The organism is Pararhodobacter oceanensis (genome assembly GCF_003076755.1).
In the GTDB taxonomy this organism is placed as follows: Bacteria; Pseudomonadota; Alphaproteobacteria; order Rhodobacterales; family Rhodobacteraceae; genus Pararhodobacter; species Pararhodobacter oceanensis.
Map to the genome: position 1 here is coordinate 834,211 of NZ_QDKM01000001.1, position 24,975 is coordinate 859,185.

The following is a 24,975-nucleotide window of genomic DNA, read 5'->3' on the forward strand; positions in this document are numbered from 1 at the left end:
GATGGAGGGTCAAGAGGATGTTTTCAACTTTCTCGCCTGCGCCGCCGCTTGTCGGCAGGGGCGCCCCTGCTATGCTGCGCGCGCAGCACGAGGAGCCGATATGAGCCTATCCCCCCAGATCGCCGGAGTCATTCTGGCCGGTGGCCGCGCCACGCGGATGGGCGGCGGCGACAAAGGGGCGCTGCTGCTCGGCGGCCAGACGATGCTCGCCCATATCATCGCACGGGTGCAGCCGCAGGTCGATGCGCTGGCGCTCAACGCGAACGGCGATCCGGCGCGGTTTGCCGCCTACGGGCTGACGGTCCTGCCCGATCCGGTCCAAGGCCACCTTGGCCCGCTCGCCGGTGTTCTCGCCGCGATGGAACACGCCGCAACATTGGGCGCGAGCCGCGTGCTCACCGTCGCCGCCGATACGCCGTTTCTGCCGCGCGATCTGGTGCAACGCTTGGGCGAGGGCTTCGCGGTGGCCGCCAGCCCCGACCCCGAGGGCCACCCCCGCGCCCATCCCACCGCCGCACTCTGGCCGGTATCGCTGGCGCCCGATCTGCGCCAAGCCTTGGAGGGGGGCGAACGCCGTGTTGGCCGTTTCGCCGACCATATGGGCGCGCGCCGCTGCCTGTTTGCCGAACAGCCCGACCCGTTTTTCAACGTCAACACGCCCGAGGATCTGGCACTGGCCGAGGCACGGCTCGCGCGCCTTTAACCCGCCCCACCGCAGCGGATCAGATGCGCCGCCGCGCCGTCATCCTCATGCATCCCCAGATAGTCATGCCCCGATTGCGCGCAGAAATGCGGCATGTCGATCACCGCCGCCGGATCCGTCGCCCAGACCCGCAACACCTGCCCCGCCTCCATTGCCAACAGCCGCTTGCGCGCGCGCAGCACCGGCAGGGGGCACAGCAGATCGCGCGCATCAATCTCGGCATCATAGGGAAAATCGGGCATCTGGCTCATGCCCTCGCCTTAGGCCGCCGCCGCCGCCCTGTCCAGCGCGCTCAGAACGCGGGCGCCCCTAAACGCGGGCACTCTAAAACGCCGGCGTCGCGTTCACCCTGACCAAGAGCCGCCCGTCCTCTTCCTGCCGCAGCGCGCCCACCGGACGCCCGCCCGCGCCCAGCGCCGAGGCCGCCGATAACCGCCCCGGCAGGTCCCAAGAGTAATCGCCCGCGCCCACCGTCACCCGCATCGAAGAGGCCGCCGCCGGAGACCCCCGCGCCACCAGTCTCGAGCCGACCAGATCGACATTGCCCACGACCCGCGCCTGCTGCCAACGCACCCGAAACGGCGTGCGAAACAGCCCGCCCAGCCCCGAGCCCGACAGATTCACCCGATCCTCATGATAACACGGCAGATGCTGCGTCCAGCTTACCCCGACTGCACGGCTGGAATCGGTGACAATGAACCCGTCCATCGTCTGGAAGGTCGCGTCGGGAAACCGCAGCCGCAACGCCCTGAGCGCGCCTTGGGTGAAAACCTCGCCCTCATTCGCCCGCGCGGCACGGGCGAAAGGAGAGACCAGCATGCCGCCCATCAGGGCGCTGCCGAAACCAAGCGAAAAACTCCTGCGATCCATCGGGACATCTTAGCGTTGCTGCATTCGCCCCTCTATAGCACATCGCGGCGCGGGCTTGGATCACCTCTGCGCGCGCGGGCGATATTGCGCCCTCACAGCAGCCGCAGACGCACTGAATTCTCGACAAACCGCCCGGGGATCAGAAAACCCGAATCACTCAGAAACGGAAATTCGCCGCTCCAGTCGCGGAATTTGTCATTGGTCACCACCCGCGCGCGCAGGGTCTTGGCGCTGTTCAGGATCAGCGGATCGGCGGGGGTGCCCTTGGGCGCGACAAAAATCGCCCGCTCCGGCACCCCGATATGGCGCGCCAAAGGCTTCGGCCCCAGATATTGCCCTTTGGTCAGATAGCCTGCATTCGCATCAAACCAGACCACCGGCGTCAGCCCTTCGCGCTGCAGTGCGCCAACCACCTGTTTGACGCTGTCGAGATCGGGCTTGTTGTCGCGCCAATGCATCACATTCGAGCCGTCGATCACCACATGCCCGCGCCGCCGCGGCGCCTCGGGCTTGAGCGCCGCCAGCACCAACAGCAGGAACGCCGCCGAGGCCGAGACCAGCCCGAGCAACAAGGCAGTCTGCCCCAATGGGCTACCGGGAAGCATGCTGCCGAAGACGGTGGCGATGGAGAGGGAGAAAAGGACCAAGGGAATCTGCATGCGCGCAACCTGCGCAGTCTAAATGGTCCAAGGCGGGCCGATCTGTGGCAATTCCATGGCCCTGCGGGTTAATTTCACAACGCTGTGGTTCCGCAACCGCAACAATCGCGGGACCCTCTCGGGCACGGCCCAAGGCGCCATGCTCCGCGGCATAAAAAAGGGCCGCCCTGCATCCGTAAGACGGCCCCGAATGGTGAGTGAACAGCGCTTAGTTGCGCGCTTTATCAACCATTTTACCGGCCGAAATCCACGGCATCATATCGCGCAGCTTCTTGCCCACGACTTCGATCTGATGCTCGTCGTTCGAGCGACGCGAGGCTTTGATCGTCGGCTGGCCAACGGCGTTTTCCAGCATGAAATCACGGACGAATTTACCGGTCTGGATATCCGCCAGGACCGCTTTCATCCGCGCCTTGGTTTCCTCATAAGGCAGGATCCGCGGGCCCGAGACATACTGGCCGTATTCGGCAGTGTTCGAGATCGAGTAATCCATATTGGCAATGCCGCCCTCATAGATCAGGTCGACGATCAGCTTCACCTCATGCAGGCACTCGAAATAGGCCATTTCCGGCTCGTAACCGGCCTCGACCAGCGTCTCGAAGCCCATGCGGATCAATTCCACCAGACCGCCGCAGAGCACCGCCTGCTCACCGAACAGGTCGGTTTCGCATTCCTGACGGAAGTTGGTCTCGATAATGCCCGAGCGCCCGCCACCGATGGCCGAGCAATAGGACAGGCCGATTTCCATCGCCTTGCCGGTCGCATCCTGATGCACCGCCACCAGACAGGGCACGCCGCCGCCTTTGGTGTATTCGCCGCGCACCGTATGCCCCGGGCCCTTGGGCGCCATCATGATCACATCGACGCCGGGCTTGGGCTCGATCAGGCCGAAATGCACGTTGAGACCATGGGCAAAGGCAATCGCCGCGCCTTCGCGCAGGTTGTCATGGACGTATTTCTTATAGGTCTCGGCCTGCAATTCGTCGGGCATGGTGAACATGATCACATCGCACCAGGCCGCGGCTTCGGCGATGCCCATGACCTTCAGGCCCTCTTTCTCGCATTTCGCCGCCGAGGCCGAGCCTTCGCGCAGCGCGATGACCACATTCTTCGCGCCCGAATCGCGCAGGTTCAGCGCATGGGCATGGCCCTGGCTGCCATAGCCCAGAATCGCGACCTTCTTGTCCTTGATCAGGTTGATGTCGCAATCACGATCATAATAAACGCGCATGATACGGTCCTTTCCATTAGATGATGGGTGCAGCATAGCGATGCTCGGCGGAATTTGGTTGCAATTCCCCATGGAATCACCGGTATCTGAGTGGTATTCATGCGCCATTAGCGCCAAAATGGTGAAATCCATGCAAGTTGACGACACCGACCGCCGCATCCTGCGCCATCTGCAAGCCGATCCGGCGCAGTCGATGGCCGCCCTCGCCCGCAGCGCCAATGTCACCGAGGCGACGGCCTCGCGCCGGCTTGAACGCCTGCGCCAGCGCGGCATTCTTAAGGGCCAGCAGGCGGTGATCGACTGGCGCAAACTGGGCTGGGAGGTCGAGGTCTCGCTGCGCGTCAGCCTCGACAAAACCCACCCCCATGCCTTTGACGAATTCTCCGCCGCTGCCCGCGAGGTACCCGAGGTGATCGAGATCCAGTCCTTCCTCGGCCGCGTCGATATGCGCCTGCAGGTCATCGCCCGCGATATGGCCCATTACCAAGAGGTCTACCGCAGCCGCATCCTCACCCTGCCGCATATCTCGGACATCGAGGCGCTGATGCATATCGCCGAAATCAAACGCGGCGAGACCCTGCCGATATGACCTCCACAACCAACGCCCGCACCGCGAAGGCCCTGCACACCCCGGCTTCAACTTGCCCCAAATACTCATTCTACGGCCACAACAAGCACCCCGCGATGCTAACCCGATGCTAACCCTCGATGACACCGACCGCGCGATCCTGCGCGCGCTCAGCCAGGACGCCACCCTCAGCGCTGGCGCTCTGGGCCGCCAATTGGGCCTGAGCCAACCCGCGACATGGCGCCGGATCAAAGCCCTGACCGAGAGCGGCGCGTTGGCGGGCCGCCGGTTGATCCTCGACCACGCCGCGCTTGGCTTTGGCGTCACGGTATTTCTGGGCATCACTCTCGCCACCAAAGGCCGCGTCTCGCTCGAGGATTTCGAGCGCGCGGTCAGCGCCATCCCCGAGGTGCAAACCGTGCAGCATGTCTTGGGTCATTACGATTACCGTCTAAGGGTGGTCGCCCGCGACCTGCCGGATTTCGAGCGTGTGCTGCGCCGCCGGATCATGACATTGCCCGGGGTGGGCAATGTCGACGCCAATGTGCTGCTGAGCGAAGACCGCCGCCCCGGCCCCCTCTAACGTCATCTGTCCAGAAAATATCCTCGGGGGTCTCCAAGGGGGTGGAAAACCCCCTTGGCGGGTGTGGGCAGGCCCATGCGGTCATTGGGGGCTCGATGCCCCCGATGACCGCCCCCTAATCGCCCCTTTCCCGACGCATTCCCCGCGCAGCACCCTTGATTCCCCCCGCTAACCCCCGTAGAGACAGCCCGATTCAATTCAGGAGCCGTCCGATGCAAGCCGCCCAGAAGTCGCCGCGCCCGACCGCCTGTCTCGTTCTCGCCGATGGCACAATTTTCTATGGCTATGGCTTCGGCGCCACCGGCCAGACCGTCGCGGAACTCTGCTTTAACACGGCAATGACCGGCTATCAGGAAATCATGACCGACCCCTCCTATGCGGGGCAGGTGGTGACCTTCACCTTCCCGCATATCGGCAACACCGGCGTCACCGCCGAGGATGACGAATCGCAGCAGGGTGTCGCTGCCGGCATGGTGGTGAAATGGGATCCGACCGAGCCGTCGAACTGGCGCGCCACGGCCGATCTGACCGAGTGGATGACCCGTCAGGGGCGCATCGGCATCGGCGGGATCGACACCCGTCGCTTGACCCGCGCGATCCGCCAGTTGGGCGCGCCGCATGTGGCGCTGGCGCATGATCCCGAGGGCAATTTCGACATCGACGCGCTGTTGCAACAGGCCCGCGACTGGAGCGGGCTTGAGGGCCGCGATCTCGCCCGCGAGGTCTCTTGCACGCAAAGCTACCGCTGGGACCAGATGCTCTGGGCCTGGCCCGATGGCTATGCGACGCAAACCGCACCGCTGCATAAGGTCGTCGCACTCGATTTCGGCGCCAAACGCAACATCCTGCGCTCGCTGGCCTCGGCGGGCTGTGATGTCACCGTGCTGCCCGCCACCGCCACCGCCGAAGAGGTGCTGGCGCTCAATCCTGACGGCGTATTCCTGTCCAACGGTCCCGGCGATCCGGCGGCGACCGGCGAATACGCGGTGCCGATGATCAAGGGCGTTCTGGCCGCCGATCTGCCTGTCTTTGGCATTTGCCTTGGCCACCAGATGCTGGCGCTGGCGCTCGGCGCCAAGACGGTGAAAATGAACCACGGCCACCACGGCGCCAACCATCCGGTGAAAAACCACGCCACCGGCAAGGTCGAGATCACCTCGATGAACCACGGGTTTACTGTCGACAGCCAGAGCCTGCCCGCGGGCGTCACCGAGACCCATATCTCGCTGTTTGACGGCTCGAACTGCGGCATCCGTCTGGCCGACAAGCCGGTGTTTTCGGTGCAATACCACCCCGAAGCCAGCCCCGGCCCGCAGGACAGCCATTATCTGTTCGAGGATTTCACCAAGGCGATGGCCGCGCGGGTGCCCGCTTAAGACCAGCCGCCCAAGATCAGCCGCCTGATCTTGGCGCCACTCGCCTTGATTTGAACGCGCCGGATGGTGTGAGCGCATCTGCCATGCAAAGTGCCTCGCCCCCTCCGGCACTTCCTCCGATCTATGTGTCACAGGGCGCTTCGCCGCCTTTCGCAGTGAGTTGCAACAAACCCGTTGGCGGGGCGGTATTCGCCTTGCCATTACGGTCTCGGCGCAACCGGCGTCTGCGCAAATCCTTTGGACTGCGGCCCGCTTTAACCTCCCGTTAACCCCTTTTCACCCATGCTGAGCCTTTGGCCCTCACCCGGGGCGCAAGGGGGCAACCGCGTGACGCTCGCAACTGCCGCAGTATCGCCGACACCATCCGCGCTGCCGCCACTGGCACCGGCGCGCGCCCCTGCGCCCATCACGCCAAGCAACCTCACGCCAGCAGATCCTCCCCCTGAAACCCCGCCCGAAACCACCGCCGGGAACCGCCTGCCCTTGGGCGCGATCCTCTTGCGCAAGGGCGCGATCACCCCCGCCGCGCTGCGCTATGCGCTCGACATCCAGTCACGCCAACAGGCGCGGCTTGGCGACATCCTGCGCGCCCATGGGCTGGCCAGCGAAGAGATGGTGATCGCCGCGCTGGCCGAGCAATTCCACACCACCGTCATCGACCCCGCCACCAGCCGCCCCGACCCGCGGCTGATCGACAGGCTCGGACCGCGTCGCTGCCTGCGGCTCAACTGCCTGCCGTGGCTGCGCGCCGGCTCCATCATCGTGGTCGCCTGCTCCACCCCTGACCAATTCGCCCGTATCCGCCCCGAACTCGAGGCGGCGCTGGGGCCGGTGACCATGGCGGTGATCGGCGAGACCGCATTGCACCGCGCGCTGATCGCCTCGCACCGCAGCACCCTGCAGTTGATGGCGGAAACCTGTGTCGAGGCCGAGGAAAGCTGCCGCACTTGGGACGCGCGCCGTTTCAGCCGGTTGATCGCGGGGTTCGCCCTCGGCATACTGATCGCCAGCGTGATCGCGCCGGTCGCCGCCTTTCTGACCCTCTTTGGCGTGGTGATCCTTGCGCTGGTGCTGGGCAACCTGCTGAAAATCGCCGCCGCCACCACCCAAATCCGCGCCACACGGGCCGAAGAGGCGCGCGGACACAGCGATCTGGCGCTCAGTCAGACCGCGCGCAAACCCACCGTGACAATGATGGTGCCGATGTTTCGCGAGCCCGATATCGCGCCGCGTCTGGTGCGCCGGCTCGGCGCGCTGACCTACCCGCGCGAACTTCTGGACATCCTGCTGGTTGTTGAAGAGGACGACCATCTGACCCGCGACGCGCTGGCGGCCAGCGATCTGCCGCATTGGATGCGGGTGATTCCGGTGCCCGATTCCGACCTGCGCACCAAGCCGCGGGCGCTCAATTACGCGCTGAATTTCGCCCGTGGCTCGATTGTCGGGGTCTATGACGCCGAGGATGCGCCCGAATCCGACCAACTCCACCGCGTCACCGCGCATTTCGCCCGCGCAGCACCGGATTTGGCCTGTATCCAAGGGGTTCTGGACTATTACAACCCGCGCACCAACTGGCTCAGCCGCTGTTTCACCATCGAATATGCGGCATGGTTCCGGCTGATGCTGCCGGGGCTTGAAAAACTCGGGCTGGTCGTGCCCCTCGGCGGCACCACGCTGTTCTTTCGCCGTGCATTGCTGGAAAAACTCGGCGGTTGGGACGCCTATAACGTCACCGAAGACGCCGATCTCGGCATCCGGCTGGCGCGCCACGGCTACCGCACGGAGCTGTTGCAAACCGTGACCATGGAGGAGGCCAATTGCCGCGTCTGGCCGTGGATCAAACAACGCTCGCGCTGGCTCAAGGGCTACGCGATGACCTATGCGGTGCATATGCGGCAACCGGCGCTGCTCTGGCGGCAATTGGGCGCGCGGCGGTTTTTCGGGATGCAGGTGCTGTTTCTCGGCACCTTGATCCAGTTCCTGCTGGCGCCGATCCTGTGGAGCTTCTGGATCATGCTTTTCGGCCTTGGCCATCCGCTGGCCGCGACCCTGCCCGCTTGGGCCCTGCCCTGTGTGGCGGCGATATTCTTCCTGTCCGAAGTCGCGGGGCTGACGATCAATATCATCGCCCTCAAGGCCGCGCGCCACCGCTTCTTGCGGCTCTGGGCGCTGTCACTGCATCTGTATTTCCCGCTCGCCGCCGTCGCCGCCTATAAGGGGCTCTGGGAGATGATCACCAGCCCGTTTTACTGGGATAAAACCGCCCATGGCATCCATGACAGCGCCAGCCTGCCGCCTTTGCAAGCTCTGCGCCCGATGGCGGGATAGGCCTAAGGTCCCTGCCGGTCGCGGCCCTCGGATTCCAGCTTGAGCCGCGCCTCGAAGGCCTTGGAAATATGATTGCGCAGCGCCGCATCCGCCGCCTCGCCATCGCCGCGCTCGATCGCCCTGACCAGCGCCGTATGCTCGTCCAGCGCCGCCGAACCGCGCCCCGCAACCTCCAGCGAGGTAGTCGCCAAAAGCGCCATCGAGCGATGCACCAGATCCAGTTGCTGCACCAAAAACCGGTTGTGCGAGGCCAGATGGATCTGCTTGTGAAACCGTTTGTTCGCGCGGCTCAGCGCCTGCGGGTCATCGACCAGCGCCTGATCCTCCTCGATCATCGCATTGAGCAGCCGCACCTCTTCGACATTGGCATGTTTCGCCGCCAGCCGCGCCGCCAACCCCTCGAGTTCGGCGCGCACCACATAGAGTTCGGCCAGTTGGTTGTGATCCAGCGAGGCGACAATCAGCGAGCGCCCGTCGCGGGTCAGCAGGGATTGCGTCTCTAACCGCTGCAGCGCCTCGCGGATCGGGGTGCGCGAGACGCCCAGACGCTCGGCCAGTTCCGATTCCACCAGCCGGTCACCGGGCCGATAGACACCGTCATCAATCGCCTGCAGGATCAGCGAATACGCATCAAGCGAGGTCTGGCGGGCGTCATTCATAGCAAGGTCACACGGCTGTTGAGGGCATCTATCGGTTGCGCGGGCCACTATGGTCTTGCGCTGCGCCGCTCTGCAAGCCCCGATTGCCGCAAGCCGCACGCCCCGCAGATGCCCCCGCCCCTTGCGCCACAGACGCCAAGCGGCTAGCGATCACTCATGGCACAGATAGATTTCCAGCATGTCGACACTTGGGTCTTTGACCTCGACAACACGCTTTACCCGCCCCATATGCGCCTCTTCGACCAGATCGAGCGCAAAATGGTCGATTATGTCATCCGCACCACCGGCGTTGATCACGCGCAGGCGCATCACCTGCGGCGCAGCTATTGGGCCGAATATGGCACCACGCTGGCCGGTCTGATGGCGCATCACGGTGTCGATCCGGTGCCCTATCTGGTCGAGGTGCATGACATTGATTTCTCCGTGCTCGACCCCGATCCCGAGTTGCGCGCGGCGATCACCCGTCTGCAGGGGCGGCGCATTGTCTATACCAATGGCTCGGCCCCCTATGCGCAGCGGGTGCTCGAAGCACGCGGGCTCTCGGGCCTGTTTGATGCAGTTTACGGGGTCGAGGATGCCGATTATCACCCCAAGCCCCGCGCCGAAGCCTTCGACAAGGTCTTCACCCGCGACGGGCTGAAAACCCAAAGCGCGGCGATGTTCGAGGATGATCCGCGCAACCTCAAAGTGCCGCATGATCTGGGCATGCGCACGGTGTTGGTGACCCCCGAGCATGAGGCCCATGACCATGTCCATCACCACACCGACGATCTGACCGGCTTTCTGACGCGGCTCTGATCGCAGGGCGGGTCTGCTGCCGATCTCTCGCTGTCCTGTCACTATTCCGGCGCTGGCCTGACACCAGATCGCTGCCGGTCTGCTGTTGCGCGGTCGCCCTTGTGGCGCCTCTGATCGGGCGCCGTTTGCGCCCCTCTACCTCGCAGCCGCAGCGCCGTTTTGTCGCAGGGGGCAGAATGTCGCGCCGTGGCATTTCGTCCAATGGCGGGCGCGGCAGGGCAAACCCATATCCGGCATATATCTTTGAACCGGAGTGCCCCATGACCACCGCAGACAGCTTCACCCTTGCCCCCTCGCGCAGCCAGCGGAATTCGCTCGGCGCGATTGCCCGTCTTTGGGCCGCCATGGGCGAGCATGCGCCGCTCTATGTGGTCTTGGTGGTGGTCGCGCTCTGGGCCAGCGCGGTGGCGATCTTTGGCCTGCCCGGTCTCTATCTGCCTGCGGTCGGTTTCGCGCCGATGATGATTGCCATGCTGGTCGCGATCACCCGCGGCTAAATCCGCCCCGTCAGTGGCATAAAACCGGTGCCTGCGCTGATCTGGCGCTGGCCCTGACCTCGCAACCCGCGCGCGCCTGCGTTACACAGGCGGCAGGCAATCGGAGGTCACTATGCGCGAGTCGGTGGATATCTTGATTTCTGGCGGAGGCGTGGCCGGTCTGGCCGCCGCCGCCGGTTTCGGCGCGGCAGGCTATTCGGTGGTCATTGTCGACCCCGCCCCGCCGATCACCGAAGGCACCGCGACCGGTGCCGATCTGCGCACCACCGCCTTCTTGCAGCCCTCGCTTCCGGTTCTGCGCGACACCGGCCTCTGGGAGCGGCTCGAGCCGCATGCGATGCCGCTGCAGGTGATGCGGATTGTCGATGCCGGCGGCGCCGAGCCCGAAGCCCGCATTGTCCATGACTTCAACGCCGCCGATGTCTCGGAGCAACCCTTTGGCTGGAACCTGCCGAACTGGCTGCTGCGACGCGAATTTGTCACCCATCTGGCGCGCCTCCCGAATGTCGATTTCCGCCCCGGCACCGGCACCAAATCCCTGTTCACCCGCGAAAGCGAGGCGCTGGTCACGCTGAGTGACGGCGCGCAGCTGCGGGCGCAACTGGTGATCGGTGCCGACGGGCGCAACTCAAAGGTGCGCAAGGCGCTCGGCATCGGTGTCAGCACCACCCGCTACGGGCAAAAGGCGCTGGCCTTCGCCGTCACCCACCCCGAGCCGCATGGCAATGTCTCGACCGAGATCCACCGCAGCGGAGGCCCTTTCACCTTGGTCCCGCTGCCCGATCATCAAGGCAAACCCTGTTCGGCGGTGATCTGGATGGAAACCGGCCCCGAGATCGAGCGCCTGCGCAATCTGTCGCCCGAAGCCTTCACCGAAGCGATGAACACGCGGTCTTGCGGGCTCTATGGCTGGCTGGAACTGGCCACGCCGCTGACCGTCTGGCCGATCATCTCGCAGATTGCCGAGCGCTGGACCGGCCAACGCAGCGCGCTGATGGCCGAAGCCGCGCATGTGGTGCCGCCGATTGGCGCGCAGGGGCTGAACATGAGCCTCGCCGATCTGACCACATTGCTGGAACTCGCCACGCCCGAGACGCTGGGCACGCCCGAGATGCTGCAGGCCTATGAGCGTCGCCGCGCGCTGGAGGTCAAACTGCGGCAGGTCGGGGTCGATGCGCTCAACCGCGCGTCGATGTTGGAGAGCCGCCCGCTGCGCGATCTGCGCGCAGGCGCGTTGAACGCGCTCTATTCCGTCGCCCCGGTGCGCCGCAGCCTGATGCAATTGGGCATCGGGATGCGGTGAAAGGGGGCGGGAGCCAATAAGTTTATGAGCCCCGCAGCACCCCACCCTCTGGCACGGGGGAACCCCGGGCCGCGCCCGACCCTCCCCCCGGGAGGGCGCATCGGCGATGTAAGGCACCGCTCGCCCGACATGAGTGCTTTCAAGCTCCACGCGCCATGGAAAGCGCAGGTGCGCCCACCCAGTGTCGGGCGCGTCCCTTCGCGCATTGCTCCGACAGTCCAAAGCCGTTTCGGGCCAAACAGGTAAGAAAGTGGGCGTTGCCCCCTCGCGCTGCGCGCTCACCCCCAGGATATTTTTGGACAGATGACGGGGGGCCGAGCTGACGGGGGGCCGAGCTGACGGGCGCCTACCCCTCGGCAATGGCCAGCGCTTGCGCGATCACCTCTTTATCGCCGATATGGTTGATCAAGGTGATGATCAGCCGCGCATTAAACGCGTCGCTTTCGGGCTTGCTCTTGCCCTCATGCGCGTCGATCAGCATCTCATAGACATCATCGGCCTGCGCCATATTGCGGGTGGTGTTCAACTGTCCCATTCTCACAGCTCCTTGCCGATGGCGCGGCCCAGCGCTTCGGTGGTCTCGGCCGCGTCAAATGACCCAAAACGCGCCGCCACATGTTGATCGGGACGGATCAGATAGACCGCCGAGCGCGCCCCGCCGAGATAGCGTTCGCGCAGCATGTCGTTCTCTGCCACCGAGAGCGCGATCACCTCGCAGTCGATCCCATGGGCCGAAAACGCCTCGGGCACTTCGGCATCCAGCGCCAGCAGCTGGAACGCCGCATCCTTGGCGCGCCCCAACCTGCCCAGCAGGAACCCCTCGTCCAAAGGCGCGTCGGGACATGGCGCGCCCGGCCGCGTGCGCGGCGGCCCCGCGGGCAGCGCATCATCGGTGTTCAATGCCGAACCGTCATAGGTGCAGGGCACCGACAGACGGCCGGAATTGACGAACGGCCGCGCGAAATCATGATCTTTGGACAGCGTCAGCACCGCATCACGGAACTGGCGGCTGACCTCGGATTTGGGCGTGATGAAATCCGTGGCGCGGGTCGAATTGAGGATATTCTCCTTGGCGCCGTGGATCCGCTCGTCGTCATAGCTCGCCAGCAGCGCGGGCGGCGCCTTGCCCTCGAGCACCAGCTGCAGCTTCCACGCCAGATTATCCGCGTCCTGCAGCCCCGAATTCGCCCCGCGCGCACCAAAGGGCGAGACCTGATGCGCCGCGTCACCGGCGAAGATCACCCGGCCATCCTGAAACTGGGTCATCCGGCGGCACTGGAAGGTATAGATCGACGACCAGACCAGCTCGAATTCCACATCATCGCCGATCATCTGCGCCACGCGCTTGCGGATATTCGCCTCTTTCATCTCTTCGGCGCGGTCGGCGTCCCAGCCGATCTGGAAATCAATCCGCCAGACATCATCGGGCTGTTTGTGCAAGAGTTGCGAGGCCCCGGCCTTGGACGGCGGATCAAACCAGAACCAGCGCTCGGTGGGGAAATCGGCCTTCATCCGCACGTCGGCAATCAGGAAGCTGTCCTTGAACACCTCGCCCTCGAACCCCAGCCCCAGCATCTTGCGCAGGGGCGAGGAGGCGCCGTCGCAGGCGACCACATAATCCGCCGCGACCTGATACGGCCCGTCCGGCGTCATCACCGTCAGCGTGGCGCCCTCTGCGTCCTGCTCGATGGCATCAACGCGGTTCTTGCCACGGATTTCCAGCGGCAGACCCTGCGCCTGCAACGCCGCCACATGATCCAGAACGAACTTCTCGAAATAGGGCTGCTGCAGGTTGATGAACGCCGGAAACTTATGGCCATCCTCGGGCAAGAGGTTGAACTCATAGACCTTTTCCTCGCCGTGAAACACTTTGCCAATGTTCCAGACGACACCTTTTTGCGCCACCGTCTCGCCGCAGCCCAGCCGGTCAAGGATCTCGAGCTGGCGTTTGGCAAAGCAGATCGCCCGCGAGCCCATGCCGACGCCCTCATGGTCATCAAGCACCAGCACGCGCGTGCCCTTCAGCGCCAGATCCAGCGCCAAAGCCATGCCCACCGGCCCGCCGCCGACCACCACCACCGGATGACGCGCGGGCGCCTCGGCCTCCTGATCGGCACATTTGGCGTAAGGATAGGTCTTATAGGCCAGCGGATAGCGGTCCTGCATGGTCATCGCGCTCATCCTTGCAAATCGCTCCACATCTGCTGGTCGCGCTCGGCGGTCCAGATGCGGGGGGTGTCGATGCCGCGGGCCTCATCATAGGCGCGGGCGACGTTGAACGGCAGGCAATGCTCGTAAATCGCGTAATCGGCGAATTTCGGATCGCATTCGGCGCGCACAGCGTCCCAAGCCTCTTTCAGCGAACCACCACGGGCAGCCACACGCTGCGCCGGCCGGTAGGTGCTTTCAACGAAATCATAGGTGTTCGACAGCGCCGCTTCGACCATCTCTTCGCCAACCAGCGCATCCCCGCGACCGGGGGCAATGGCCACCGGATTGAAATCTGCAATCGCCGCCAGAGTATCGCCCCAATCGGCAAAATGCCCGTCACCGCAATAACACGCCGAGTGGTATTCGACGATATCGCCGGTGAACATCACCTCGGCATCCGGCACCCAAACCACCGCATCACCGGCGGTATGGGCGCGGCCCAGATGCATGATATCAACGCGGCGCTTGCCCAGATAGACGGTCATCTTGTCGCTGAAGGTCGTCGTCGGCCAAGTCAGGCTGGGGATTTCCTCATGGCCCTGGAACAGGCGCGGGAAACGGCCGAATTCGCTGTCCCAGTCTTCCTGCCCGCGCTCGACCACCATCGCGCGAGCGGCGTCGGACATGATGATTTCGGGCGCGCCGTAAGCACTGGCACCGAGCACGCGGACGGCATGATAATGGGTCAACACCAGATGGCTGATCGGCTTGTCGGTGACGCTACGGATGCACTCAACCACCTTGCGCGCCAGACGGGGCGTCGCTTGCGCTTCAATCACCATCACCGACTCGTCGCCGATGATCACGCCGCTGTTCGGGTCGCCCTCGGCGGTGAAGGCATAGAGCCCCTCGCCGATCTGGGTAAAGCTGATCTCTTTGTCTTCCATATCTCCGGCGGAGGCGAAGGATTTGCTCATGAGTGTCTCACTTGTGCCAAATGGGGTATCCGAATCATATGTCTCAGACTAATAGTTGAAAATGTAACTATCAACACTCACGGCTAGCATCATGTTTTTGAACAATTATCTACCCTATAGGCTGAACCTTTTGGCGGAAAAAACCTCGCAGAACACCCGCGACATCTACCGCAAGCGGCACGGGCTGACGCGCACCCAATGGCGGGTTTTGGTTAATCTGGCCGAGGTGGCGTCGCTGACCGCCAGCGAGTTATGCGAGCTGGTGCCGGCGCATAAGACCAAGGTCAGCCGCGCTTTGGCGGATCTGGAGGCGCGCGGCTGGGTCAAGCGCAGCACCGACAGCAGCGACCGCCGCATCGCCCATGCGGTGATCACCGCCAAGGGCAAACGCGCGCTGGCCACGATCCAGCCCGAGATGATCGCCGCCACCGAGGCGCTGCTGGCGCCCCTGAGCGCCGAGGAGCGCGCCAAGATTGACGAGGGGCTGGCGGTGCTGGAGCGGTTGTTCGAGCGCGATTGATCCGCCGCGAACCCCCACGTCAATTCGCGCGCCAAATCCTGCGCCGCCACCGCAGCAAACAGCGCGTGCGCTCAGTTGTCGTTGATATCGCGGTCGATGCGTTTGACCTGCCCGTGACGCACCCCGACAATCGCGCGCATCGACAGCCATGCGACCACCGAAAGCACCGCAAACACCAACAGCGCATTGACCGGCGTCACATTCATCCAGCCCGCGCCGGGAATGCCCAGCCCGATGATCGCGCCGGTCAGCACCGCGCCGATGGCGAAGCCGGCAAACAGGAAACCGGGCACCAAGAGTTCAACGATGCCCAGCGCCAGACCGGCGGCCACCCAGACCCACCATTCGTCAAACATCAGCCGCGTCCTTTCAGCATCTTGAAGGCATCGCCAAAGGCATCGAGCGCCTGCGAGGGGATCAGCACCGTCTGCTTGCCATCGCCCACCGCCACTTGCGTCAGCGCCTCGACCTGCGCCAGCGCCACCTGATATTGCGCCGCTTCTAGCCCGTTCTTCTGGATCGCCTCGGCAATCACGCCGGTGGCATAAGCCTCGGCATCGGCGCTGACCCGTTTGGCCTTGGCCGCCTGCTCGGCGGCATATAACTCACCGTCCGCCCGCAGTTCCACCGCTCGGCGCGCGCCCTCGGCCTCGGTCACCGCCGCGCGGCGTGCGCGTTCGGCGTTGAGCTGCTGCAACATCGCGGCGCGGGTGGCCTCATCGAGGTTCACATCCAAGAGTTCCGCCCGCGTCACCTCAATGCCCCAGTCATCGACCACATCGGCAATCGCCGCGCCGATCTTCTGGGTCAGACGGGCGCGATTCGATTGCACCTCGTCCAACTCCATGGTGCCGATCTCGGACCGCACGATCCCCGCCACTGTGGTCAGGATCGCCGCATCGACATCGCGGATGCGGTAGACGGTCTTTTCCGGCTCCATAATCCGGTAGAACACCGAGGTTTCCACCTGCACCAGCACGTTATCGGTGGTGATCGCGTCCTGCTGCTGGTTCGGCAACTGCCGCTCGAGGATCGAGACCTTATGCGCCACCGTATCAATAAACGGCACGATCAGGTTGATCCCCGGCCCCAGCACCGAGCGCAGGCGGCCAAACCGCTCGACGACATATTTCTGCGATTGCGGCACGATCCGCACGCCCAGAAACAGCGAGACGATGATGAAGACGGCAAGAAGCAGCAGGATGATACTGCCACCATTCACGAAATCGAGGGGCATGGATGTCTCCGGAATAAAGGGCGTGTCTGGTTTCACAACAGGACCACAGATAAATCAATAGACCCTTTATGCGCAAAGGAAGCCCGCAGGAAAAGCCCCCGAGGCCTCACGTTGGCTTGCGAAAGCTTGCACCGCACCCCATGTCACGATAGGGAAGCGGCAAATTCCCCTTATCTTATCCCAAGTTTTCGGAGCATCGGCATGGCGGCGTATCAGTTTGTCTATCACATGGACGGCGTGTCCAAGACCTATCCCGGCGGCAAGAAATGTTTCGAAAACATCCGCCTGAACTTCCTGCCCGGTGTGAAAATCGGTGTCGTCGGCGTCAACGGCGCCGGTAAATCGACGCTGCTGCGCATCATGGCGGGGATCGACAAGGATTTCACCGGCGACGCCTGGGCCGCGAAAGGCGCCAAGATCGGCTATCTGCCGCAGGAGCCGCATCTGGATGAAAGCCTTGATGTGCGCGGCAACGTGATGCTGGGGGTCGCCGCGAAACAGGCGAAACTCGAGCGCTATAACGAAGTGGCGATGAACTACTCGGACGAGACCGCCGACGAGATGGCGCAGTTGCAAGACGAGATCGACGCCGAGAATCTTTGGGATCTCGACAGCCAGATCGACGTCGCGATGGAAGCCCTGCGCTGCCCGCCCGATGATGCGGATGTGACCACGCTTTCAGGCGGTGAGAAACGCCGCGTGGCGCTGTGCAAGCTGTTGCTCGAAGCGCCCGATATGCTGCTGCTCGATGAGCCGACCAACCACCTGGACGCCGAGACCATCGCCTGGCTGCAAAAGCATCTGATTGAGTATAAGGGCACGATTTTGGTGGTCACCCACGACCGCTATTTCCTCGATGATATCACCTCGTGGATTCTCGAGCTGGATCGCGGGCGCGGCATTCCCTATGAGGGGAATTACTCCTCGTGGCTGGAACAGAAGGCCAAGCGTCTGTCGCAGGAATCGCGCGAGGATAAATCCCGCCAGAAGACCCTCGAGCGCGAGCTTGAGTGGATCCGGGCCGGTGCCAAGGCGCGTCAGGCCAAGCAGAAGGCGCGGATCAACGCCTATGAGGAAATGGCCTCAAAAACCGAGCGCGAGAAGATGTCGACCGCGCAGATCATCATTCCCAACGGCCCGCGTCTGGGCGGCAAGGTGATCGAAGTCGAAGGTCTGAAAAAGGCGATGGGCGACAAGCTGTTGATCGAGGATCTCTCGTTCTCGCTGCCGCCCGGTGGCATTGTCGGGGTGATCGGCCCGAACGGCGCCGGTAAATCGACGCTGTTTCGGATGTTGACCGGTGAATTGCAGCCCGACGAGGGCACGATCACTTACGGCGACACCGTGCAACTGGCCTTCGTCGACCAGTCGCGCGACGATCTCGACCCCAAGAAAACCGTCTGGCAAGAGGTTTCCGAAGGGCTCGAAGTGCTCGAACTGGGCGATATCACGATGAACTCCCGCGCCTATTGCTCGGCGTTCAACTTCAAGGGCGGCGACCAGCAGAAGACCGTCGGCCTGTTGTCCGGTGGTGAGCGCAACCGCGTGCATATGGCGAAACTGCTGCGCGAGGGCGGCAACGTGCTGCTGCTCGACGAGCCGACCAACGATCTCGACGTCGAAACCCTGCAGGCGCTGGAAGCCGCGCTGGATGATTTCGCCGGCTGCGCGGTGATCATCTCGCACGACCGCTTCTTCCTTGACCGGCTGTGCACGCACATTCTGGCCTTCGAGGGCGACGCGCATGTCGAATGGTTCGAGGGCAACTTCGAGGCCTATGAGGAAGACAAAATCCGCCGCCTCGGCCCGGATAGCGTCGAGCCGAAGCGGGTGAAATACAAGAAATTCTCGCGCTGATCGCGGGAGTTCTGCTCAGGCTGCCCCGAGGGGCGGCCTTTCTATTTCCACCCTCGGGCGCCAAGCCGCGCATCGCCTGACCGCGGGATGGCAAAGCAAAGCGGGTTCTCCTTGCCGCCCCGCGGGAAACCACACCCCACAGAGCGCATCGCCAGACCGCGGGATGGCGCCCGATCCGCCGAACGAAGTGCTTCATGGCGCATTCTACATCCAACATACGAACGACGCGCTTACCCCCACAAAATCGCCAGCCCCCGGGGCGGTCTGCCGATGCGCGGCGGCTTACGCCTTGATTCCGCGCGGCGCACTGGCAGGAACGACAGCCTAAGAATACCGCCGTAGTCGTTGCTCTGAGAAACCAGACCAATCACCAAGCCGCGCATCGCCAGACCGCGGGTTGGCGACCCACCCGCCGAACAACGCGCTTTATACCGGCAACCCCGCAATAGCTCCAAGCGGAGCGCTTACACCCACCAAATCGCCAGCCCTGCGGGCGGTCTGGCGATGCGCGGCGGCTTACGCCTTGATTCCGCGCGGGGGCGCAGCCGACCGTCCAGCCCTCCCCCCAACCTGCGACCATTGCGCCCCTTGTTCGGCCCCCTTTCGCCCCCATGTTGAGGGTAAGCAACCGAAAGGACCGACCATGGCCTATACCATCGACCGCCTTCTCTCCGGTGTCAGCTTTGAAGATGCCGACACAAGCACCCGCGCCGCCCTGCAAGCCAAGGGCTTCGGCGTGCTCACCGAGATCGACGTCACCGCGACGATGAAAAAGAAGCTCGACAAGGACATGTCCGGCTACCGCATCCTTGGCGCCTGCAACCCCGGCATGGCTTATGCGGCGATCGGGATCGAGCCCCGCGTCGGCGCGATGCTGCCCTGCAATGTGATCCTGCGCGAGGTCAAGGGCGGCGTGGAGGTCTCCGCCGTTGATCCCGTCGCCTCGATGTCCGCCATCGACAACGCCGAGCTGCACAGGGTCGCCGGAGAGGTCCGCGAGATGCTCGCCGAAGCAATCGCGGCGATCTAGACCCCGCCGCGAACGACCCGCCCGGCCTATCTGCTGTCGGGGTGAGCGCAGACGAATCGCACTCACCCTAACCGGCTAAAAACCGCGCCCGTCAGACCCCCTCGGAGGAGCCCTTCCACAGGTTCACCCCGGCATCAGGCGCGAGCCGGTCGATCTCGGCCAGTTCCGCATCCGTGAACTCCAGATTGCCCACCGCGCCGACGCAATCCTCGACCTGCTCGGGCCGCGACGCGCCGATCAGCGCCGAGGTCACCCGTCCGCCGCGCAAGACCCAGGCAATCGCCATCTGCGCCAACGTCTGGCCCCGCGCTTTGGCGATATCATTCAGCGCCCGCAGATCCGCCTGCCGCTCCGGCGTCAGGAACGCCTTGTTCAAGGACGTCCCCTGCGCCGCGCGCGAATCCTCGGGCACCCCGTTCAAATAGCGACCGGTCAACAGCCCCTGCGCCAGCGGCGTGAACACAATCGAGCCCGCGCCCAACTCGTCCAGCGTCTCCAACAGCCCGTCCCGCTCGACCCAGCGGTTGAACATATTATAGCTCGGCTGGTGGATCAGGAGCGGCACCCCAAGACCCCGCAGAATATCCGCCGCCTCACGGCTGCGCTGCGAATTATACGAGGAAATCCCGATATATAGCGCCCGCCCCGAGCGCCAGATATGCTCCAGCGCGCCCATGGTTTCCTCGAGCGGCGTGTCGGGATCGAAGCGGTGCGAATAGAAAATATCGACGTAATCCACGCCCAAACGACGCATCGACTGGTCACATGACGCAATCATATATTTGCGGCTGCCCCATTCGCCGTAGGGCCCCGGCCACATATCATAGCCCGCCTTGGAACTGATGATCATCTCGTCGCGGTAACCGCGGAAATCCTCGCGCAGGATCTGCCCGAAGGCTTCCTCGGCCGAACCCGCCGGCGGGCCATAATTATTCGCCAGATCAAAATGGGTGACGCCCAGATCAAACGCCTTGCGACAGATCGCCTGTTTGGTGTCATGGCGCGTGTCATGGCCGAAATTATGCCACAGCCCCAGCGACACGGCAGGCAGTTTCAACCCAGAACGTCCGCAACGCCGGTAGGGCATCCGTGAATAGCGATCCTCGGCGGGGGTATAGGACATGGGGGTCTCCGACTGTTGCGCGGTGATGGAAGGCGCGCGCCCGATGCCGGAATGGCACGGGCGGTGACCTCTGTCCTAGGCGCTCGCACCGCCCGCGTCAAACGGCGTCAATCGCCGCCCCGCGCCACTCACTCCGCGTCGTCAAAAATCATCCGCCGCAGCGTCTCGCCCCGCAACTCCGGCGGAAAGAACCCCGGCCCGACCATGATCTCGGCATAATACGGAATATTCGCCAGCCGCTCCTCCTGCGTCTCGTCAATATTCATCTGGTAATAGCCGCTCTGGTGAAAATAGGTCATCATCGCCCGCACCCGCGCCGAGCGGGAATTGAACCCCAATTCGGTGAACAACCCCTCAAGCTGCGCCACCCGCCGCGCGTCCACTTCGGTCACCACCGCATGGGATTTCTCGCAAGAATGCGCCCAATCACGCATCGCACTGTCATATTTCGGATCATATTCATCTTCACGCAGCAAAATCCGCACATAGCCCAGATAGCGGCCGAACCCGTCGAGATCGGGATCGCCAAACACCCGGTCAAACGCCGCCGAGTTGCGCCGCCGCCAATCCTCGCGCAGATCCGCCAGCAGCGCCTCGAGATTGGCGAATTGCCAGTAAAACGCCCCCGTCGTCGCCTCCAGCACCGCCGCGATCCGCCGCAGGCTCAACCCGCCAACGCCGTCACTGATCAGGATCCCCCGCGCTGCCCTGATCCAGTCGTCATGGATTAAATGACTGTTTTTCTTCGCGTTTCCCAATACCCTGCCCATCCGCATCTGATCAAATTCTGCCCGGCTACATCTATGTTGATAACATATGCTTGGCCATGGAAACCCTGTAAGTCATTGTATATGTGGCTGACCTCGCGGCCCGTATGGTGCTTTTGCGGCTCGACCAGCAGCACCGCAGCCTCGGATATAACGCCCGGCGCAACCCTAGAGGGCCAAAACAATTGGCCAGTAAACCGAAGGCAAAAACATGATCCGCAAATTTAAGCCCTCCGATACCGATCACCTGATGAATATCTGGGACAAGGCCGAAGCGCTTGCCCATCCGTTTTTACCAGCGGAGATCAGAGCCCAAGTGCGCAAGGATATTCGCGACATCTATCTGCCCAATGCCGAGGTCTGGGTGATTGAGGATCAAGGCGCTCCGGTCGGGTTTATCGCCATGATCGACCGTGAAATCGGCGGGCTCTTTCTTGATCCCTCCTGTCACGGCAAAGGCTTGGGCCGCCAATTGGTTGATCACATCGTCACCCTAAAAGGCCCGCTTACGGTGGAGGTGTTCAAAGACAACCAGATCGGCGTGCCATTTTATCAACGTTATGGGTTCGAGATTACTGGAGAAGGCAAATTCGACGCCAGTGGCGACGAGACCTTCAAAATGGCAATGCCCGCTGTATAATCCTCACCCATCGGGCAATTGATATTGAGCCCCTCCACAATTCACTCCTCAAACATCAGCAATCCATCACGCCCGCACACTTGCAAACACCCTGCCGGACGGGCCGAAAACCGGACTTGCGAGGGTCAGGAACCCACTTGACACCGCGCGCCGCGAAACCGTAAGACAGCGCAGGTTATGGGCACCTGCCGCCTGCAGACGCAAGTCACGGTGAAGCCCGACATGGATACGACACACACCCTCGAAGCATTTCGTTGGTGGCAATGCAGGCTCCCATCGCATTTGAAATGCCTCATTTGAGGAGTTGATAATGTCGTCCCCCCACGCATCCGAAAACCGTTTTCTAACGGACACACCGGCGCGGCTGTTTGTGGCCAACGCGCTGCCGATGATCCTTGTCATGATGATGAGCGGCCTGTTGACCGTGGTCGATGCCGCGTTTCTGGGCCATTTTGTCGGCGCCGGAGCCCTTGCCGCGGTCAGCGTCGTCTTTCCCGTTATCATGATCACCATCGCCCTTTCGACGCTGGTCGGCGGTGGCATGTCCAGCCTCCTCGCCCGTCATCTGGGCGCCGGACACCATCAGGACGCCGCCGGTGTTTTCGCCCAAGCCCATGGTTTGGCACTGTTTTTATCCCTCCTGCTGATTGCGGGTTTCGGCATCTTTGGCGGGGCGGTGATCGCCGCGCTCTCGGACGGTCAGGCCGATATCGCCCGCATGGCCTATACCTATCTGGCGATCATGATCCTCGCCTCGCCGGTGCAATTGCTGTTGAGCGTCCATGCGGATGCCTGGCGCAACGAGGGCCGCGCCGGTCTTATGGCGCTGATGTCGGTGGGCGTCACGCTGGCCAATATCGCGCTCAATTACCTGTTGATCGCTTGGCTTGATATGGGCGTTGCGGGTTCGGCCTGGGGCACCACCATCGCGCAGGGGTTGGGGCTTGCGCTGCTCGTCGGGCTGCGCCTGCGCGGCGGTGGCACCCTATCGCTGCAATCCCTGAAATTCGCGCGCTGGGTGGGGAAATGGCGGATCATCCTGACCCTCGGCGCCCCCGTCAGCCTCAGCTTTATCGGCATCGCATTGGTCTCGGCGACGGTGATCACCACCCTGCGCCTGACCTCCGGCGCTGCCTATGTCGAGAGCATGGCCGCCTATGGCATCGTGACACGGGTGTTCAGTTTCACTTTCATGCCCTTGATGGCGATTGCCTTGGCCACGCAAAGCATTGTCGGGAATAATTTCGGCGCCAAACTTTACCAGCGCTCAAATGCCGCCCTACGCCTCGCCCTTACCGTGGCCGTTGTTTATTGCGCCACGATCGAGCTGGTTTTAATCACCGGATCCGGCTGGATTGGCCGCGCCTTTGTCGATAACCCTGAGGTGATCGCACAGGTCGGCAGAATAATGCGCCCGATGGTGTCGCTTTATCTGTTTTCCGGCCCGCTGCTGGTCCTCGCGCTGTATTTTCAAGCAATCGGACGGCCCGCCCATACCGCCGCGCTCACGCTGATCAGACCCTTTATTCTGAGCCCGCTGTTGATCTCGACCTTGGGTTTTACATTCGGTGCGCAGGCGATCTGGTTTGCCTTCCCCATCGGTGACGCGATTGTCATCGTCATTGCCATCTGGATCGTGATCACCAGCCAGAAAAACGGCGGGGGCGTCAATGCGTTCGGGCTTCCGGCAGCGGAGGAAATACAATGACCCTGCAATCGGTAAAAGACGCCAAGTCACAGGCTAAAATCCTGCGCAAAGCCCTATCCGCCCAAGGCACCAGCATCACCCATGCGCAGGCTCTGGAACTGATCGCCCAGCAAAACGGCGCGCGCGACTGGAATACGCTGCAGGCCAAACTGTCACGGAGCGAGCCGCAGGCCTTCCATCTGAACGATCAGGTGCGCGGGCAGTATCTGGGGCAGGCCTTCACCGGCCGGATCGTCGCGCTCTCGAAACTCGGCCCGAATACGCAGCTATCTCTGCGGCTGGATGAGCCGGTGGATGCGGTGCAATTCGAGAGTTTCTCAAACCTGCGCCGCCATATCAAAGCCGTGGTCGCCCCCGACGGCCGCTCCCCCCGCAAAACCTCAGACGGCACACCGCATCTGATCATCGACATCACCGGCGACTGACCCGACAGCCCTGAAGGATTGCCAAAACTCCATCCCTTCAGGGCGGCTTGAAACCGTGGATGCTGCAGGCTTCCACCCCGGCCCACAGATGACCCAACCGCGGAACCTATCGCCGCTCAAACGCCAATACCCCAGCCTTCAATGGCACGTCTCAGCCATCCCGCTCCATGATCCATTCCACTTCGGGCGCGGCGACAAAGCGCCATTTGCGCTTGGGTCCGGCCATGACGTTGAGGTAATACATCTCGAACCCGTAAGGGGCGCCGCAGGGGTGGTGGCCACGGGGCACGCAGACCACATCGCCGTCCGAGACCGCCATGGTTTCATCAAGGCTGCGGTCATCGGTATAGACCCGCTGGATGCCAAATCCCGAGGCGGGGTTGAGCCGGTGGTAATAGGTTTCCTCAAGATAGGTGATGCGGGGATAGTCATCCTCGTCGTGACGGTGGCTGGGAAAGGACGACCAATTGCCCGCCGGTGTAAACACCTCGGTGACCAACAGGCTGTCGCAGTAATCCTCGTTTTCCATCGCGATGTTATTGATATAGCGCGTGTTTGCGCCTTTGCCGCGCGGGGTCAGGGTGATGCCATCCGGTCCAATTCGGCGCGCCTCGTGGCCGCCCATACCCGGCGCCGAGCAGACCGCGATGATGCAATCGGTATCTGCCCTGGCCTCCCATTCGGTGCCGTTGGGCAGATAGAGGCAATGCGGCGCGGTTTTGTCGAACACATTCATCCGCTCGCCCAGCACACCCCAGTCCTGCCCCGCGCCGGTGATCTGCGCGCGGCCTTCCACCATCACCAGAATGACTTCGCGGTCTCCGGTTGCCTCGGCGGCCCTGTCACCTGCATTCAGCCGGTAAAGCGAAAAGCCGACATAGCGCCACCCGGCGCTTTCGGGCGTGATCTGGTGGACCTTGCCACGGGTTCCAAAGGGTTTCTTGAGAAGATCGGGCATATCACGC

27 protein-coding genes are annotated in these 24,975 nt (G+C 63.2%); 14 read left to right on the forward strand and 13 right to left on the reverse strand.

The window, feature by feature from the left end:
• Positions 1-100: 100 nt before the first annotated feature.
• A complete protein-coding gene (gene mobA, locus DDE20_RS03715) occupies positions 101-703 on the forward strand; it encodes a molybdenum cofactor guanylyltransferase MobA (RefSeq protein WP_116557060.1) in 603 nt (200 codons plus the stop codon).
• Here the strand turns inward: mobA and DDE20_RS03720 are convergent.
• From DDE20_RS03720 to ilvC, 4 genes are all read right to left on the reverse strand, one after another.
• On the reverse strand, positions 700-954 hold the full coding sequence (locus DDE20_RS03720) for a sulfurtransferase TusA family protein (RefSeq protein ID WP_420812352.1): 255 nt from the start codon (positions 952-954) through the stop codon (positions 700-702). The two genes, mobA and DDE20_RS03720, sit on opposite strands and share 4 nt — an antisense overlap.
• Before the next feature lie 73 nt (positions 955-1,027).
• Complete coding sequence (locus DDE20_RS03725; RefSeq protein WP_116557061.1) at positions 1,028-1,573, reverse strand: hypothetical protein; 546 nt, start codon at positions 1,571-1,573, stop codon at positions 1,028-1,030.
• A gap of 92 nt (positions 1,574-1,665) precedes the next feature.
• Positions 1,666-2,232, reverse strand: coding sequence for an NYN domain-containing protein (locus tag DDE20_RS03730; protein ID WP_116557062.1), 567 nt, complete (start codon positions 2,230-2,232; stop codon positions 1,666-1,668).
• A 208-nt stretch (positions 2,233-2,440) separates the two neighbouring features.
• The gene (ilvC, locus tag DDE20_RS03735) at positions 2,441-3,463 is read right to left on the reverse strand and encodes a ketol-acid reductoisomerase (RefSeq protein WP_116557063.1); all 1,023 of its coding nucleotides are present in this window, start codon (positions 3,461-3,463) and stop codon (positions 2,441-2,443) included.
• A gap of 130 nt (positions 3,464-3,593) precedes the next feature.
• Here ilvC and DDE20_RS03740 point away from each other — a divergent pair, with 130 nt between their 5' ends.
• The 4 genes from DDE20_RS03740 (at position 3,594) to DDE20_RS03755 (ending at position 8,318) form a co-directional block, all read left to right on the forward strand.
• The gene (locus DDE20_RS03740; RefSeq protein WP_116557064.1) at positions 3,594-4,052 is read left to right on the forward strand and encodes an Lrp/AsnC family transcriptional regulator; all 459 of its coding nucleotides are present in this window, start codon (positions 3,594-3,596) and stop codon (positions 4,050-4,052) included.
• Positions 4,053-4,158: 106 nt separating this feature from the next.
• Complete coding sequence (locus DDE20_RS03745) at positions 4,159-4,614, forward strand: Lrp/AsnC family transcriptional regulator (protein WP_116557065.1); 456 nt, start codon at positions 4,159-4,161, stop codon at positions 4,612-4,614.
• A 212-nt stretch (positions 4,615-4,826) separates the two neighbouring features.
• Complete coding sequence (gene carA / locus DDE20_RS03750; RefSeq protein ID WP_116557066.1) at positions 4,827-5,990, forward strand: glutamine-hydrolyzing carbamoyl-phosphate synthase small subunit; 1,164 nt, start codon at positions 4,827-4,829, stop codon at positions 5,988-5,990.
• 327 nt (positions 5,991-6,317) lie between these two features.
• A complete protein-coding gene (locus DDE20_RS03755) occupies positions 6,318-8,318 on the forward strand; it encodes a glycosyltransferase (RefSeq protein ID WP_240607827.1) in 2,001 nt (666 codons plus the stop codon).
• A 2-nt stretch (positions 8,319-8,320) separates the two neighbouring features.
• Here DDE20_RS03755 and DDE20_RS03760 read toward each other — a convergent pair whose 3' ends face one another.
• The gene (locus DDE20_RS03760; RefSeq protein WP_116557068.1) at positions 8,321-8,977 is read right to left on the reverse strand and encodes a GntR family transcriptional regulator; all 657 of its coding nucleotides are present in this window, start codon (positions 8,975-8,977) and stop codon (positions 8,321-8,323) included.
• A 156-nt stretch (positions 8,978-9,133) separates the two neighbouring features.
• Here DDE20_RS03760 and DDE20_RS03765 point away from each other — a divergent pair, with 156 nt between their 5' ends.
• The 3 genes from DDE20_RS03765 (at position 9,134) to DDE20_RS03775 (ending at position 11,575) form a co-directional block, all read left to right on the forward strand.
• Positions 9,134-9,775, forward strand: coding sequence for a pyrimidine 5'-nucleotidase (locus tag DDE20_RS03765; RefSeq protein ID WP_116557069.1), 642 nt, complete (start codon positions 9,134-9,136; stop codon positions 9,773-9,775).
• Positions 9,776-10,035: 260 nt separating this feature from the next.
• Positions 10,036-10,272, forward strand: coding sequence for a hypothetical protein (locus DDE20_RS03770; protein ID WP_116557070.1), 237 nt, complete (start codon positions 10,036-10,038; stop codon positions 10,270-10,272).
• A 112-nt stretch (positions 10,273-10,384) separates the two neighbouring features.
• Entirely contained in the window at positions 10,385-11,575 is a 1,191-nt protein-coding gene (locus tag DDE20_RS03775; protein WP_116557071.1) for a UbiH/UbiF family hydroxylase, read from the forward strand.
• Positions 11,576-11,921: 346 nt separating this feature from the next.
• Here DDE20_RS03775 and DDE20_RS03780 read toward each other — a convergent pair whose 3' ends face one another.
• Genes DDE20_RS03780 through DDE20_RS03790 form a run of 3 tightly spaced genes read right to left on the reverse strand, consistent with a single transcriptional unit; the run spans position 11,922 to position 14,703 of the window.
• Positions 11,922-12,110 (reverse strand): DUF2783 domain-containing protein, encoded by a 189-nt coding sequence (locus tag DDE20_RS03780; RefSeq protein ID WP_116557072.1) that lies wholly within the window; start codon positions 12,108-12,110, stop codon positions 11,922-11,924.
• Positions 12,111-12,112: 2 nt separating this feature from the next.
• Positions 12,113-13,741, reverse strand: coding sequence for an FAD-dependent oxidoreductase (locus DDE20_RS03785; protein ID WP_116557257.1), 1,629 nt, complete (start codon positions 13,739-13,741; stop codon positions 12,113-12,115).
• Between the two features lie 11 nt (positions 13,742-13,752).
• Positions 13,753-14,703, reverse strand: a complete 951-nt coding sequence (locus DDE20_RS03790) for an MBL fold metallo-hydrolase (protein WP_116557073.1) — start codon at positions 14,701-14,703, stop codon at positions 13,753-13,755.
• Positions 14,704-14,794: 91 nt separating this feature from the next.
• Between DDE20_RS03790 and DDE20_RS03795 the strand changes: the two genes are divergently transcribed.
• Positions 14,795-15,223: a MarR family winged helix-turn-helix transcriptional regulator gene (locus DDE20_RS03795; protein WP_116557074.1), complete on the forward strand. Its 429-nt coding sequence runs from the start codon at positions 14,795-14,797 to the stop codon at positions 15,221-15,223.
• Between the two features lie 71 nt (positions 15,224-15,294).
• Here the strand turns inward: DDE20_RS03795 and DDE20_RS03800 are convergent, their stop codons facing one another.
• Together DDE20_RS03800 and DDE20_RS03805 are read right to left on the reverse strand one after the other, a co-directional pair.
• Positions 15,295-15,579 (reverse strand): NfeD family protein, encoded by a 285-nt coding sequence (locus DDE20_RS03800; protein WP_420812353.1) that lies wholly within the window; start codon positions 15,577-15,579, stop codon positions 15,295-15,297.
• Complete coding sequence (locus tag DDE20_RS03805; RefSeq protein WP_116557076.1) at positions 15,579-16,460, reverse strand: SPFH domain-containing protein; 882 nt, start codon at positions 16,458-16,460, stop codon at positions 15,579-15,581. Before DDE20_RS03805 ends, DDE20_RS03800 begins: the two co-directional genes overlap by 1 nt.
• Positions 16,461-16,661: 201 nt before the next feature.
• Between DDE20_RS03805 and ettA the strand changes: the two genes are divergently transcribed.
• Together ettA and DDE20_RS03815 are read left to right on the forward strand one after the other, a co-directional pair.
• Positions 16,662-18,317 carry an energy-dependent translational throttle protein EttA gene (ettA, locus tag DDE20_RS03810; RefSeq protein ID WP_116557077.1) on the forward strand — a complete coding sequence of 552 codons (1,656 nt, stop codon included), beginning with the start codon at positions 16,662-16,664 and terminating at the stop codon, positions 18,315-18,317.
• Between the two features lie 643 nt (positions 18,318-18,960).
• Positions 18,961-19,347: a DUF302 domain-containing protein gene (locus DDE20_RS03815; RefSeq protein ID WP_116557078.1), complete on the forward strand. Its 387-nt coding sequence runs from the start codon at positions 18,961-18,963 to the stop codon at positions 19,345-19,347.
• 91 nt (positions 19,348-19,438) lie between these two features.
• On the opposite strand, the gene mgrA is transcribed toward DDE20_RS03815, so the two are convergent.
• Both mgrA and DDE20_RS03825 read right to left on the reverse strand, forming a co-directional pair.
• A complete protein-coding gene (mgrA, locus tag DDE20_RS03820; RefSeq protein ID WP_116557079.1) occupies positions 19,439-20,470 on the reverse strand; it encodes an L-glyceraldehyde 3-phosphate reductase in 1,032 nt (343 codons plus the stop codon).
• Positions 20,471-20,598: 128 nt separating this feature from the next.
• Positions 20,599-21,246 carry a TetR/AcrR family transcriptional regulator gene (locus tag DDE20_RS03825; RefSeq protein ID WP_116557080.1) on the reverse strand — a complete coding sequence of 216 codons (648 nt, stop codon included), beginning with the start codon at positions 21,244-21,246 and terminating at the stop codon, positions 20,599-20,601.
• Between the two features lie 202 nt (positions 21,247-21,448).
• On the opposite strand from DDE20_RS03825, the gene DDE20_RS03830 reads away from it, so the two are divergent.
• From DDE20_RS03830 to DDE20_RS03840, 3 genes are all read left to right on the forward strand, one after another.
• Entirely contained in the window at positions 21,449-21,877 is a 429-nt protein-coding gene (locus tag DDE20_RS03830; protein ID WP_116557081.1) for a GNAT family N-acetyltransferase, read from the forward strand.
• A 310-nt stretch (positions 21,878-22,187) separates the two neighbouring features.
• Positions 22,188-23,585 carry an MATE family efflux transporter gene (locus DDE20_RS03835; protein WP_116557082.1) on the forward strand — a complete coding sequence of 466 codons (1,398 nt, stop codon included), beginning with the start codon at positions 22,188-22,190 and terminating at the stop codon, positions 23,583-23,585.
• A complete protein-coding gene (locus DDE20_RS03840; RefSeq protein WP_116557083.1) occupies positions 23,582-24,010 on the forward strand; it encodes a glyoxalase superfamily protein in 429 nt (142 codons plus the stop codon). Before DDE20_RS03835 ends, DDE20_RS03840 begins: the two co-directional genes overlap by 4 nt.
• Before the next feature lie 151 nt (positions 24,011-24,161).
• On the opposite strand, the gene iolB is transcribed toward DDE20_RS03840, so the two are convergent.
• Complete coding sequence (gene iolB, locus DDE20_RS03845; RefSeq protein WP_116557084.1) at positions 24,162-24,968, reverse strand: 5-deoxy-glucuronate isomerase; 807 nt, start codon at positions 24,966-24,968, stop codon at positions 24,162-24,164.
• Positions 24,969-24,975 lie beyond the last annotated feature (7 nt).

Coding starts and splice junctions, on each gene's coding strand:
- mobA (WP_116557060.1), top strand. CDS start 101: ATGAGCCTATCCCCCCAGATCGCCGGAGTCATTCTGGCCGGTGGCCGC.
- DDE20_RS03720 (WP_420812352.1), bottom strand. CDS start 954: ATGAGCCAGATGCCCGATTTTCCCTATGATGCCGAGATTGATGCGCGC.
- DDE20_RS03725 (WP_116557061.1), bottom strand. CDS start 1,573: ATGGATCGCAGGAGTTTTTCGCTTGGTTTCGGCAGCGCCCTGATGGGC.
- DDE20_RS03730 (WP_116557062.1), bottom strand. CDS start 2,232: ATGCAGATTCCCTTGGTCCTTTTCTCCCTCTCCATCGCCACCGTCTTC.
- ilvC (WP_116557063.1), bottom strand. CDS start 3,463: ATGCGCGTTTATTATGATCGTGATTGCGACATCAACCTGATCAAGGAC.
- DDE20_RS03740 (WP_116557064.1), top strand. CDS start 3,594: ATGCAAGTTGACGACACCGACCGCCGCATCCTGCGCCATCTGCAAGCC.
- DDE20_RS03745 (WP_116557065.1), top strand. CDS start 4,159: ATGCTAACCCTCGATGACACCGACCGCGCGATCCTGCGCGCGCTCAGC.
- carA (WP_116557066.1), top strand. CDS start 4,827: ATGCAAGCCGCCCAGAAGTCGCCGCGCCCGACCGCCTGTCTCGTTCTC.
- DDE20_RS03760 (WP_116557068.1), bottom strand. CDS start 8,977: ATGAATGACGCCCGCCAGACCTCGCTTGATGCGTATTCGCTGATCCTG.
- DDE20_RS03765 (WP_116557069.1), top strand. CDS start 9,134: ATGGCACAGATAGATTTCCAGCATGTCGACACTTGGGTCTTTGACCTC.
- DDE20_RS03770 (WP_116557070.1), top strand. CDS start 10,036: ATGACCACCGCAGACAGCTTCACCCTTGCCCCCTCGCGCAGCCAGCGG.
- DDE20_RS03775 (WP_116557071.1), top strand. CDS start 10,385: ATGCGCGAGTCGGTGGATATCTTGATTTCTGGCGGAGGCGTGGCCGGT.
- DDE20_RS03780 (WP_116557072.1), bottom strand. CDS start 12,110: ATGGGACAGTTGAACACCACCCGCAATATGGCGCAGGCCGATGATGTC.
- DDE20_RS03785 (WP_116557257.1), bottom strand. CDS start 13,741: ATGCAGGACCGCTATCCGCTGGCCTATAAGACCTATCCTTACGCCAAA.
- DDE20_RS03790 (WP_116557073.1), bottom strand. CDS start 14,703: ATGAGCAAATCCTTCGCCTCCGCCGGAGATATGGAAGACAAAGAGATC.
- DDE20_RS03795 (WP_116557074.1), top strand. CDS start 14,795: ATGTTTTTGAACAATTATCTACCCTATAGGCTGAACCTTTTGGCGGAA.
- DDE20_RS03800 (WP_420812353.1), bottom strand. CDS start 15,579: ATGTTTGACGAATGGTGGGTCTGGGTGGCCGCCGGTCTGGCGCTGGGC.
- DDE20_RS03805 (WP_116557076.1), bottom strand. CDS start 16,460: ATGCCCCTCGATTTCGTGAATGGTGGCAGTATCATCCTGCTGCTTCTT.
- ettA (WP_116557077.1), top strand. CDS start 16,662: ATGGCGGCGTATCAGTTTGTCTATCACATGGACGGCGTGTCCAAGACC.
- DDE20_RS03815 (WP_116557078.1), top strand. CDS start 18,961: ATGGCCTATACCATCGACCGCCTTCTCTCCGGTGTCAGCTTTGAAGAT.
- mgrA (WP_116557079.1), bottom strand. CDS start 20,470: ATGTCCTATACCCCCGCCGAGGATCGCTATTCACGGATGCCCTACCGG.
- DDE20_RS03825 (WP_116557080.1), bottom strand. CDS start 21,246: ATGCGGATGGGCAGGGTATTGGGAAACGCGAAGAAAAACAGTCATTTA.
- DDE20_RS03830 (WP_116557081.1), top strand. CDS start 21,449: ATGATCCGCAAATTTAAGCCCTCCGATACCGATCACCTGATGAATATC.
- DDE20_RS03835 (WP_116557082.1), top strand. CDS start 22,188: ATGTCGTCCCCCCACGCATCCGAAAACCGTTTTCTAACGGACACACCG.
- DDE20_RS03840 (WP_116557083.1), top strand. CDS start 23,582: ATGACCCTGCAATCGGTAAAAGACGCCAAGTCACAGGCTAAAATCCTG.
- iolB (WP_116557084.1), bottom strand. CDS start 24,968: ATGCCCGATCTTCTCAAGAAACCCTTTGGAACCCGTGGCAAGGTCCAC.